This window comes from Paenibacillus sp. GCM10028914 (genome assembly GCF_042666275.1).
In the GTDB taxonomy this organism is placed as follows: Bacteria; Bacillota; Bacilli; order Paenibacillales; family Paenibacillaceae; genus Paenibacillus_AQ.
The window spans coordinates 95053-108127 of record NZ_JBHTFO010000008.1; the positions used below are offsets into that span (position 1 = coordinate 95053).

General features: G+C 43.1%; 9 protein-coding genes. All 9 read right to left on the reverse strand.

What is annotated here, in order from left to right; genetic code table 11:
* Positions 1-9: 9 nt before the first annotated feature.
* Positions 10-504, reverse strand: coding sequence for a GNAT family N-acetyltransferase (locus ACFQV5_RS06950; protein ID WP_379245013.1), 495 nt, complete (start codon positions 502-504; stop codon positions 10-12).
* Between the two features lie 130 nt (positions 505-634).
* Positions 635-1867: an MFS transporter gene (locus tag ACFQV5_RS06955; protein WP_379245015.1), complete on the reverse strand. Its 1233-nt coding sequence runs from the start codon at positions 1865-1867 to the stop codon at positions 635-637.
* A 302-nt stretch (positions 1868-2169) separates the two neighbouring features.
* Complete coding sequence (locus tag ACFQV5_RS06960; RefSeq protein ID WP_379245017.1) at positions 2170-3999, reverse strand: cache domain-containing sensor histidine kinase; 1830 nt, start codon at positions 3997-3999, stop codon at positions 2170-2172.
* Complete coding sequence (locus tag ACFQV5_RS06965) at positions 3996-5573, reverse strand: response regulator (RefSeq protein ID WP_379245019.1); 1578 nt, start codon at positions 5571-5573, stop codon at positions 3996-3998. Before ACFQV5_RS06965 ends, ACFQV5_RS06960 begins: the two co-directional genes overlap by 4 nt.
* A gap of 171 nt (positions 5574-5744) precedes the next feature.
* Positions 5745-7424, reverse strand: coding sequence for an extracellular solute-binding protein (locus ACFQV5_RS06970; RefSeq protein WP_379245021.1), 1680 nt, complete (start codon positions 7422-7424; stop codon positions 5745-5747).
* Between the two features lie 66 nt (positions 7425-7490).
* Complete coding sequence (locus tag ACFQV5_RS06975; RefSeq protein ID WP_379245023.1) at positions 7491-8390, reverse strand: carbohydrate ABC transporter permease; 900 nt, start codon at positions 8388-8390, stop codon at positions 7491-7493.
* Between the two features lie 27 nt (positions 8391-8417).
* Positions 8418-9311: an ABC transporter permease gene (locus ACFQV5_RS06980; protein WP_379245676.1), complete on the reverse strand. Its 894-nt coding sequence runs from the start codon at positions 9309-9311 to the stop codon at positions 8418-8420.
* A gap of 339 nt (positions 9312-9650) precedes the next feature.
* Positions 9651-11714: a molybdopterin-containing oxidoreductase family protein gene (locus ACFQV5_RS06985; RefSeq protein WP_379245025.1), complete on the reverse strand. Its 2064-nt coding sequence runs from the start codon at positions 11712-11714 to the stop codon at positions 9651-9653.
* Positions 11715-12011: 297 nt separating this feature from the next.
* A complete protein-coding gene (locus tag ACFQV5_RS06990) occupies positions 12012-12875 on the reverse strand; it encodes a formate/nitrite transporter family protein (RefSeq protein WP_379245027.1) in 864 nt (287 codons plus the stop codon).
* Positions 12876-13075: the final 200 nt, after the last annotated feature.

Here is a 13075-nt window from a genome sequence, read left to right on the forward strand (position 1 = left end):
GTAAAAGTCTTATAAGAAATAACTCATTTGTATATCATCCACATAACGTCCATCCACAAAAAACTCCCGCACGAGCCGACCTTCCTCATGAAATCCACATGCCTTATAAAATGCGATTGCACCTGGATTACTGGAAAGCACCCTCAACCTGAGCTTAGTCTTATCCTCAAGACTCGCCATTTCCTTTACCGCCTGTAAAAGACGGTAGCCAAGCCCATTCCGCTGATGAGAAGGGTGAATCGCGATACTTAACTCGTACACATGGCTGTTACTTTCAAGCCCTGTCGGTTCACGAAATCCGACATATCCGCATACTTCCTCTCCGCTGACAGCTACAAGCTGGGAGCCTGGAGGACAATGCAGCAGGTAGTTATCCCTTGAAGTCCAATGCAGCGGCTCGGGTGCCGTGTACTTGTCCCACACCAGTTCATCCAGTTCCATGAGCTGAGCGGCGTCCTTCATTTCGGAAAATCGGATCGTCAAGATTTGTTGACTTGTACTCATCGCTGCATCCCTCTTTTTCGATAACATTCATATTTATAAGTATACCATCAGCTTATTCTTAACGTTCAGATTTTGTAAAAAAGCAGGAGGCCGAATATTCAGCCTCCTGCTTATCGATATGCCTGTCCCTTTAAGCACTGATATTCTCGTGCAGTGGAATGCTCTTGCTAAGCCTTGCATGGATAATGAATGATATGAACGACATGACAGCCGTGCCAACAGCAAGCCAAGCTACTGGCGTCAAACCGCCACCATCATATAACGTTCCCATGGCGTATGGACCGATAACCCGGCCAGCTGCGCCCATACCTCCTGCCACTCCAATGTAGAACGGAGCGGAATTCCCAGCACGGTCCGCAATAAATGCGGGGATGGCTGGTGAAATTAACATTTCACCAAGTGTCGCAAGCACCATAGCCAAGACAAAGCCTGGATAGTTGTTCATTAGAACAATGACCATGTAAGCAGCCATATAGAAAATCGCACTGGTCGTCAACTGAGCGGTATCCGTACGAGCAAACCACCGTTTGATCAGCGTAGTCAACGGCTGAGCTACAAAAATCAGAATTCCGTTAATCGTCCACAAATAACTGAAGGCTGTCTTGGACATTCCCTCTGAAATAATAAAAGGTGATACCCCCGTATTCCACACCGAAACACCGAACCACATAAAGAGTGATCCAAAGCCCATGAATAAATAGATCCGGATATTACCGAGAAGTGCCCATGCGCCAGGTCCAGCAGGTGAAGGACCCTTCACTTTCGGATGATGATCTTCCTGTTCTTGGCTTTCTGATTCGTTGATTCGTGTCAGATAGATCAGAAAGAAAAACGCAAATCCTAATGATGTTATACCGTTCGCCACAAAGCTGAGGTGATATGAGATTTCGGCCAAGAAGCCACTCATCGCTGTCCCGAGCGCAATTCCGATATTGTTAGCAACATAAATGACATTAAACAATTCTCCGCGCCGATCTGCAAAGCGGAAGCCAATAAAAGCCTGAATTGCCGGTAAAGATACCGCATTACAAAATCCGATAAATAACATCATTGGGAGCAAAATGGGCCAAAAGCCATTGATAAACGGTAGTGAGAACAGTCCCAGTGCATTCAGCACCAGTGAACCGACAATCAATCTTTTCACTCCGATACGGTGATACATCGCTCCACCGAGCAGCTGTCCGGCTATGCCCCCCATTGACTGGAGCAGTATAACCAGTCCTGCATCCTGCATATTCCGGCCAAGCTCTTCGAACACATACATCGTTGTCAGCGGCCACATAAGTGCTCCGCCGGCGGAATTCACAAGGCTCGCTACGAGAAAACCCCTTACTTCCTTAGGATACTGTTGTAAAAATTTCATCTGTCTCTCCCGTATTCTCGTAAAAATTAAGAAAAAACGGTCTCCACCCCTAACCGGGATGTTAATCCGTTTCTACTAAAAACCTTATATCCATCATTTTAGAAAAATACGCACAAGAAAGTAGAAACGGCATCTTCATCCACCTCAACATGGCGAAAGAGCGTTTCTACTTGTTCGCATATGAAAAATGTGGCCATAGTCTCGACATACAGTATTACTCAATTCAGCTTCTCAAGCAAGCACATTCAGTGACGCTTCACCTTAATAATGGAAAAATCACAAGCAATCCTACACTCTGACTCTTATACTCTACTATTTCGTGTGGTTAACTTTCTCTCTCTTGCAGGTATACGAATTTGAACAGAGGTACCAATCCCGACTCGACTAAAAATAGATACACCGTACTCGTTTCCGTAATGCAGCTTGACCCGTTGATCAATATTTCGAATACCGCAGCCCATATGCGTATTGTCTTGAGGATCGAATATCTCTTGAATTCGTTCCTGCTTCATACCCAAACCATCATCAATGATCCGATATATAATATCGTCGCCTATCTTTTTAACTACAACTCGAATATGAATGCGATCCCCACTCCAAGCATGTTTAAGCACATTCTCAATAAAAGGCTGCAAAATAAGCTTTACTGTTTCATAAGGCCAGATATCCACGTCAATGTCATAGGTTACTTCCATCCGCTGGCCATACTTCACCTTTTGGATTTCCAAATACGCATCCGCTTGCTCGATCTCTGCCGCAATTGGAATCATCGTTCTGCCTGAATTCAAGGTAAGACGATAAAACTGTGCCAGCTGTACAACCATATCCTGCAGCTTCTCGGTCTCACCAAATTTAGCGAGCTGGTTAATCGATGATAATGTATTGTATAAAAAATGAGGATTGATCTGAGACTGCAGCATTTCAAGCTCTGCTTCCTTTTTTTGAAGCTGGGTCAAGTATACCTCTTTAATTAAAGCTTCGATATCCTCCCCCATCGCATTTAATGCATTGGCGATTTGAGGGAATTCCCCTTTTCCACGATAAGCAATTCGTTTATGCAAATCTCCTTCTCGAAAAGCATTAAGCACTCCAACAATCTTCAAGATTCGCTTGGATAAAGATTGAGAGATCAGATATCCCGCATAAGCAAACATGATTACGCAAATTATACAGATAATAATAAAAGCAGTTCGAACTCGCTGTGCTTCTTGGTCAATAATATTCATTGGAACTTGTGCGACAATCTTCCAATTCTTCTGCGGTAAATCTTCCTCGATGGTTAAATAATTCAGTTTGTCGTATTCTGATGAGCCATATTTATTCACCTTGGCTTGTTTCTCAATATTGTCTTCAGTCATTTGCCCCGAAGTAAACACGACATTCCCAAAGGGATCCAGAACCGATAACACACTTCCATTGCCAAGCTTCGTGTAATCAACACTATCAAATAATTCAGATAAACGAACACTGAACCGCATAATTCCTAGTTCTTTGATTTCAACCGGGTTTTCCATGTCGACAATTCGTCGAATCATTGAGATCCGCCCATCCCGCTCGTCCTCTTCTACCTGCCTCCAAACCATGGTCTCATTATACTTTTCTTCCGGTAACGTAAAATACCAAAACTTATTAGAAATATGTTTCATATAATAAATGTCAGAGGTTTGTTCATTGAACTCCTGGCTGTTTTCTCCGCGCCAATTCTTATATCTCTCATGCAATGTTTGATTATGAAAATAGACAGATAACCTCAAATTAAGTCCTACAGCTTTTACCGCACTGTCCAATTTCGGAAAAATAACTTTATTCATACGATCTTGATTATCGAAGGCTGACAAATTCCTGCGGACACTCTGAACTAATGTAGCATCATCATACAATGTCGCAGACGTCTGAACGATATCATCCACTTTATAAGCTACATTATCTCTGATCTGTTTCAAGGTTCCCTGGATATTTACCTGAGTCTGTTTCCGCATCGTGTCATCGTACATGGAGTGCGATATATAGAAGTTAACAGAAACCAAGAGTATTATAAATACCATAAAGGTTAGCATCAGCTTGTACCCGATTGGTATATACCCCAGTTTCTTGTGATTTCCTCTCATCGATGGAATCCAGCGTGTGTTCATTCTAACTCTCTCTTTCGAAATTCCATAGGTGTCATACCGAATTTCTCTTTGAATTGCCTACTGAAATATGGAAGATAACGATATCCTACCTGATCGGCTACTTCATAAATTTTTATACCTGGCTGCTTTAATAGCTCACAGGCTTTTTCCATGCGAAGTTGTACAAGCAGCTCGTTAAATGTACTCCCCGACTTCTCTTTGATCAAAAAACCTATATGGCTAGGTGAGAAGGAAAAATGTTGAGCAATATCTTTTATCGTTATATTCTCACTCATTCTCTCTTTCATCGTTTGGATGACATTTCGAATAAACTTTCCATCCTTTGAATTGGACTTCTCATATAATCTTTCAGAAATTTCGAATATTCGGTAAATAAACCAAGAGCGAATATCACTTACCGTTTCAAATTGCATCAAAATATCCAGATGATGAATTTCCATCCCTAGCAATTCAAACAAATCTTCGTTTCTACTGTTTAAATATTGATCCAGCTTCCAAATGATATAGTTGGACATATTATGAACGGTAAACCGAGAACGCAAACTTCGAATCGAACCGAATAAGTTCTCCAATTCATCACAGATTTGGACGAGTTGGTATTCCTCTATCGCTTTTATAAGTATATTCATCCGTTCATCCAGCATTCTCGCATCAAGCATCCCGGGCTCAGTACTCACATCCTCGAACCGGATAATACTTCCCTTGCCAAGAAACATCTTACCCTCAACAGCTTCTACTGCCTGTCTATAAGATAATTGAAGCTCACCTAACGAATGTACAGGCTCACCAATTCCTGTCGTAAACGAGGATGATGTCATTCGTTTCTGGACTGCGCTCGTTAATAGATTCACAGTCTGGTTGGTAACGCTGTCCTCTAGAAGCATCGCAATACGATGCGGAGACAGCTTGCAATAAGGAACCGGCCCGTGTGAGGAGATTGCTTCATGGATATACTGCAAAAACATTCCTGTCATTTCCCGTTGCGAAGAAAGTCCCCCCGCTTGTCTCCATGACAAATTATCGAGCTCCATAACAACGACGCGAATCGGCCAATTCATCTGCTCGAATTCATAAGAAATACTCATTATGGACAGGGTTTCTTCTGTCTCCTCTTGTTCAAGCAAGCGTATAAGAAAATCACTTTTGACGATGGGAATCATCTCATGATAGGCGGTCTCCACCTCACGCTGCTTTCTTTCTTCATCTAAATCACGTTTCACCTTAAGTAAGGACGATATCAGTTCTTTATCATTCATCGGTTTCAGTACGTAGCTGTACGCCTTCAAGGACAACGCTTCCTGCACGTAACTAAACTCTTGGTATCCACTGACGAATATGATCCGGATGTTAGGTTTACGTTCTAATGCAATACGCGCTAGCTCAAGTCCTGACATATAGGGCATGTTAACATCACTGACTAAAATATCAATAGATTCAGCCTCTAGAACCTCACAAGCTGTCACTGCATTGTTAACACTCCCTTTAACTTCCATGCCGAGCTCAGACCACGGAATGAACCGTTTCATTCCTTCCAGATCAAGCTCTTCATCATCAACCAGTAGCACCTTGTACATGGAATTCCCCCTAGGCGTTTGTAAAAATTACCCTTATCAAGACATTATTATCATACTATACAAATGGCTCTATCAGATACAATGTCAGAAAGATTTATGATGAAACAGAACCATCCCAAAGATCCAGAGGACTCTTTGGGATGGTTCATTCCTATTATTCGATTGGATAAATTATTTCATTTTCGCGAGATTTGCCTGCCATTTCTCAGTACGATAGTCAAGAAGATCTTGATACCCGAGGCTCATCAAATCCTTGTTACCTTGATCAAGAATTTTGTCAACCTCTTCATCACTCTTCGCCATTACGGACTTCGCATAGATTTCAAGGAAAAGTTCGTTTACAGATGTTTTAACAACTCCCAGATCTGATTCTGGATCTGGATCGATGTTATTGAACTCTGTAACATTCAATTGGCTCGGCCAAGTGATCGTCTGCTGATAACGTACTGTCCAGTCTTGCTCTTCAAACGGAAGTTGTGCCATGTATTTGTATTTCGAAGGGTCAATGTAGCTGGTATTACCTACAATCTGAACTGCGGTATTATCAGCTGCAATTTTCGCTACTTCTTCAGGATTATAATTCTCTGTGAAGTTCGGCTGACCGTTCTCATCAAATCCTTGCCAGTTACCACCCTCAGGACCGAAGAATTGTACGTTCATACCTTCTGGACCTGTCATCCAGTCAAGGAATGCGAAGACTGCTTCAGGGTCTTCGGCAGCTGTTGTGATATATGCAGCATTCCATCCAAAGCTTGTGTAAGTACCTGGATAAACCTTACTTTGATCCAGACCAGGCTTATGAATAGGCTTAATTACGAAGTAACCAGAGTTCGGATCTTCTTTGATCATTTCGCGATGTGCTGGATCTGCCATTTCCAATGGACTAGATGATGCATGGACAGCCACTCTACCAGCCATTACTTTTTCAAGAACCATGTCCTTCGTTTGGCTGAATGTATCTTGAGAGATAAGCTTCTCTCTGTAAAGTTTAGCAATATATTTCTGAGCTTCACGGAATACTGGATCCATAAGCAGTGATGTCAACTTTCCATCCTTTGGAACTGAAAGCAAGTTGGCATTAAGGTTCGTGTAGCTTGCTCCCTCTCCAAATGCAGTGTATAACACACCAAGACCTTGTCTTTCTTCTCCACGAGCTGGCTCAAATGGAATGATTGAATCGCCATACTTTTCTTTAACTTTTACAAGATATGCGTACAAATCATCTGTTGTTTCAAGCTTAGGAGAACCTAGCTCTTCATAGATTTTCTTATTCACAACATAACCTGCATTACCGAAAGGATTGGATGAATACCAGTTAGGGAACATGTAGATCTTTCCGTCATCATGGCGAAGGAGGTCCAAATCTGTCATCCATGTCTTCAGGTTAGGATACTTATCTAAGTAAGGATCGAAAGCTACCAATTTTCCTTCTTTATAAAGTCTTTCAACATCCGGGTCATTACGCCCACCCCAAATTACGTCTGGCAGACTGTCTGAAGCCATCATGGAACTAAGTTTCTGTTGAGCCGCTCCATTAGCCGCAATCACTTCAAGCGTTACTTGCTTCTCAGCCAAATATTTACCGAGTGGAGTGCTTTCCCACTTAGGGAAGTCGATATCGTTGTAGTGAGAATAAATGGAGAAGTTGAGTGGCTTTTCACCAAGTACCCATTTACCGTCGTTCTCCTCTGCTGGAGGAGGATCTGTCTTCTCAGCACCCTCACTCGCTGGTGGTGTTGGTGTTGGAGCTGGAGTCTCAGCACTTTTGCTGCCTCCACATCCTGCTAGAACTGTAGCCAGTATCATAATTAAAGATACGAGTAACAGCAAAGACTTTCTTGTCTTTCTCATTCCCTTAACCCCTCTCATTCTAAAAATATATATGTTCAAAGCTATTCGCCCTAAACCGTTGTTAAACTACTCTTTCAGCGAGCCTACTAGCACGCCTTTCACGAAATACTTCTGCACGAAAGGATATACGAGAACGATCGGTAATGTTACCACGATCATCATCGCCATGGTAAGCGACTTGGATGTAATCTGTTTTTTACTCTCCATGAGTGAAACAGAAGCACTATCAAGTACTGCAGCTTGACTTGTTACAATATTCGCATTCAAGGTTTGTCTCAGGATCGTCTGGATTGGCATCAAACTACTATCATTAATATAGATACTTGCTAAAAACCACTCGTTCCAGTGACCAACGGCTGTAAACAAAGATAGTGTTGCAATAACCGGACCGGACAAAGGAAGTATGATCCGGAAGAATATGCCCCAGTTGCTACAGCCATCAATGCTTGCTGATTCCTCTAAGCCAGCTGGCAATCCTTTAAAAAATGTTCGGAAGATAATCATATTCCATACACTGATCAAAGCTGGAATAATAAATACTAGAAAGCTATCCATCAGTCCGAGTGAACGGTTCAAGAGATACGTCGGAATCAATCCTCCGCTAAAGTACATGGTGAAGACGAAAAATACCATATAAAAATTGCGTCCGATCAAGTAAGTTCTAGTCATTCCGAATGCCAAAATCGCAGTCATGAAGATCGAAGTTATCGTTCCGACTACCACACGGCTAATCGAGATGAAGAATCCTGTAAGCAACCGATCGTCCTGCAAAATGATACTGTAGTTTTCAAGCGTAAATTCTCTCGGCCAGAAGGTGATACCCCCTTTAGCAGTATCAACTCCTACGTTGAGAGATACTGCCACCGCATTCCAGAACGGATAGAGCGCAGAAAAGGAAAGTAAAGCAAGGAATACATATATACAAATAAGCATGACTTTGTCAGTAGCACTAATTCTCTTTAACATGCTGAACCTCCTGAATACTACAGATTCTTACCATAAGCTATTACCAGATCTTCTTGCCAGATAGTTCGCAATGGTCAGAAGCATTACACTAATAACCGCTTTAAACAATCCGATTGCAACCCCATAAGAGTATCGATGTGAGCCTAAACCTACTCGGTAGACGTAAACATCAACAACATCGGATACCGGCCTTAAAACAGGATTTGATGCTAACAGCAAGATGTCCTCGAATCCAGCATTAAGCAAGTTACCGATCGCAAGAATCATGAAGATAATAACAACAGGCATAATCGAAGGCAGCGTAATTAAATAGATTTGTTTCGTCTTACTGGCTCCATCAATATCTGCGGCCTCATAAAGAGCCGGGTCTATGCTGGCAATTGCAGCCAAGTATACGATAGAGTTAAACCCAATTTCCTTCCATACGTTAGCCGAAATCAAGATTGTCCAGAAGTATTCCTTCATAGAAAGGAAGTTGATCGGTTCATCAATGGCTCCAACACTCTGCAGCAGCATATTAATACTACCGTTTTCAGTAGAGAGCATCGCGGTTGTGAACCCAGCAACGATTACCCAAGACAAGAAGTGAGGCAAATAGGTAAGCGTCTGAACAGCTCTCTTAAAGAACATATGGCGAACTTCATTTAATAAAAGTGCCAGAATGATTGGCGCTGGAAATCCGATGCAAAATTTCAACAAACTAATTACAATGGTATTGCGTAAAATCCTTTCGAACTCTGGAGCGTTAAAAAAGGCTTCGAAGTGTTTAAAACCAACCCAAGGATTGTCAAAGATTCTTGAACCTGTAAAAAGGTTGTAATCCATAAATCCGGTTATTACACCGTACATCGGCAAATACGCAAAGATGAAAATTAAGATAACTCCTGGAATTACCATGAGTTGAACATCCCATTGCTTCATTAAACGCCTAAAGAAACTTTCGCTATGTACCTTTGGCTGCCGGGAAATCGGTGGTTGTTGCTGTTCCGCTGTAGCTCGTGGCATCTTCTTCCTCCCGTGAAAAATGATATTATACGCATCGGTTCTCTGAATACGCTTCCTCACACGTTTCGTAACCGCTTGCAATTGACTTATTATCATTCTACCTTTGGGAAATTATTGAAACTATATAATAAAACGCCGATTTTTTATACTTCGGCGGGAAAAAGTTATAATTATTGAATTTTTTAAATATCAAAAGGCTGCCCTTAGGTCTTTTCGACCTTTTTAGGACAGCCTTTTGATCTATTACAACAATACTCAACAAGTTTCTACTTCAACCACCGTCGAAAAGAAGGTTGCGCCCTCTCCGAGATCAGACAATCGGTCGGAGGTTAGCGCATTTGCACGTTGCTTTCGCCCCTCACCTTCCCACCATAAACCTTGGCTTACCACGGTACCTGGCAGCATTTTATCGGTTACCTTAGCACGCACCTCGTATGTACCGCGATCATTATATACAGTTACCCACATTCCGTCTTCAATACTTCGCTCTGCTGCATCCTCCGGATGAATTTGTAGTAAAGGCTCTTTCTCCAGCTTCTGATGCTTCGCCACGTTAGCGAAGGTAGAGTTAAGGAAGTTATGATTCGGCGGTGAAATAAACATCAGCGGGTATTTATTTCCTCGACCGCGCCGGATGCCGTCATATCCTTCGATTAATGGCACATACGTAGGCAGAGGGGGAAGCCCTGCTCTTTCTAACGCAGCTGAATACAATTCAATTCGTCCCGATGGCGTTGGCAAGTTATCTAAAAAAGTAAGATACGGCGACATATCCAGCTTCACATGGCGCTGCTCCTTCAAAGCGCTTAGTGTCACTCCATTTAAATATGGATTATCAGGATAGTCCAGCGCCCGGGCGATCATATCCTCTTCACTTTCTCCGAATGCCGCCTCATTAAAACCCATAGCTTGTCCGAGAAGAGAGAACAACTCCACATTGCTCTTACTCTCGCCAATGGCGGGAATAACCGGCTCTTGCAATTGAATATATTGATGCCAATACGATGCGAATACATCGGTATTCTCAAAAGAAGATGTTGCAGGCAGCACGATATCTGCATATTTAGCCGTATCTGTCATAAACAAATCATGAACGACGGTAAAGAGGTCTTCCCGTTCAAATCCGGCACGCACACGCTCCGTATCCGGCGCCACCACGAGCGGGTTACTGCAGTACACAAACAACCCTTTAATTGGTTTATCTACCATAGCCAGTGCTTCGCCAATCCGGTTCATATTAATTGTGCGGGCATCAGGATTTGGACGCAAATCAGGACGCTCTAACGCTTCGCCATTCATGCTGTTATATCCGCCATTCGATTTGGATGCGCCGCCGCCTGATTTTAGCCAATGACCCGTAAGTGCCGGAAGACAGGCAATGCTTCGCACAGACATGCCCCCATTATCATGATGCTGTAGTCCGTTTCCGATATGAATATACGCAGCTTCCGCATGCCCATACATATGGGCTAGTGTTTCAATCTCCTCTACCGGAATACCCGTAACAGTCGATACATATTCAGGAGTATACTCTTTTACATGCTCCCTTAATTCTTCATACCCCACCGTATATTGCTTCATAAAAGACTCGTTCACTAAACCATCACGGAACAAAATATGCATCAAACCAACTGCAAGCGCTGCATCCGTTCCTGGATGAAGCGGTATGAACCAATCCGCCCATTGTCCGGTCTGGTTACGGTGTACATCAATAACAACTACCTTAGCGCCATTTTTCCGGGCTTTCTCCGCCAGGACCACTTGGTGCATATTCGTACTGACGATGTTGGCACCCCATACGATGATCAAATCGGCTTGGATCGTCTCTTCCGGGATAGTCCCTCCATTAAAGCCCATCACCGATGTCCAGCCTTTCGTGCCCGCTGAGTTGCAGATGCTCTGCTTCAGCTTGCTTGAGCCGAGTGCGTTGAAGAAACGCCGATCCATTCCGTCTACACTAAGCACACCCATGTTTCCATAGAAGCTATATGGCAAAATACTTTCAGACCCGTATTCATGGGTCAAAGCCTTAAACCGTTCTGTAATCTCACGAATCGCTTCGTCCCAGCTAATCCGTTCAAAAGCAACTTCACCCTTCGGACCAATCCGTCGCAGAGGATACAACAGACGTTCTGGATGGTATACCCTCTCAGCCATATTCCGTACCTTGTTACAAATTGCTCCTTTCGTAACAGGATGCTCTGGATTTCCGGCCACCTTTACAATTTTCCCGTTCTCTTTATGCAGCAGAAGGCCGCAAGTATCTGGGCAATCCAGCGGACATACCGCCGGGAATACGCCATTCTCCTCATGTATCATTCCGTTTTCCCTCCTTGAACTTGGCTGCAACGATTTCTTAATCTTAAAGCGGGAACGGTTTTCAGTAAAGTTAATTTATAGATGATTATTTTCACCTAAACAAATTCATCGCTAATATGTTTCAACCTACAGGAAGCCGGGTAAGTTCGTAATAAGAGCAACGAGGAGGAACCCAGACCCTTTCTCTTCTTGCCGTATCATGGACCACTCCCATAAAATTAGCCATGCCGCGTTTCTTCCCCCGAAACCTGGCATGGCTAATTTGTTGATTTAATATTCTATTGTAAATATCGTGGGTTAAGCGTGCTTCTTCGTCATTTCGGAGGCATAAGTTCCCCCTGTATTAGGCGTATAAGCAGGTGCTTCAGCCAGCTGAGTTTTCGCCTCAGATTTCCCATCCTTCAAATAAACAGCCCAGTAAGCCAGCGCTACGAATACCGCTCCACCGGTCATATTACCAAGCCAGACGGGAATAAAGTTCATGAAATATTCTCCCCAACTGAAATATCCTTCAAAAATAGCTGCAGGAATTAAGAACATGTTCGCCACAACGTGCTGAAATCCAATCGCAACAAAAGCCATTGTTGGGAACCAAATTCCAAGGATTTTGCCGCTCATGGAGTCAGATCCATATGAAAGCCACACAGCTAATGCAACAAGCCAGTTGCACCCAATCCCCGAGACAAACGCTTGCAGAAAGCTGTCATCAATCTTATGTGCTGCCATATCCACCACTTTGTCGAGATACACACCACTACTCGTCAAACCTACCACATGACCAAAAAAATAGGCAACAAATATCGCACCGACAAAGTTGCTCAAGGTAATAAGTGTCAGATTCTTAAAGGCTTCTCCCCATGTAATACGTTTAGCCACTTTAGCGAGTGATACGGCCATCATATTGCCTGTTAACAGCTCACCACCGGCCAGCAGCACTAGAATAAGTCCAACCGGAAACACAGCAGCTCCAATAAAACCGGCAATCCCCCCCCACTCTTGGGGTGCACCCGCTATAACACGTATATCAAGCAAAAACCCGAGCGCAATAAATGCTCCTGCTAAAAATCCAAGGATCAGTACAGTCATCAGTGGATTGTGTGCCTTTTTGACGCCATTCTCCACCGTAATTTCTGCAATCTGCTGAGGCTTATAAAATGCCATGCCCTTCTCCCCTTTAATCCATTCATTGTAGTTACTAGCGCAAAAATATGTTTAACATTCGCTTCTTATCAATTGTAACGCAGACACTAACTTTGGAACGTAAACTATGTCACTTTTATGTTGTTTAGTGCATCCCCTCTTTACCATATCAAAACATAAAAGGACCATTCCACATGCACAAATTCGTGCTGGAATGGTCC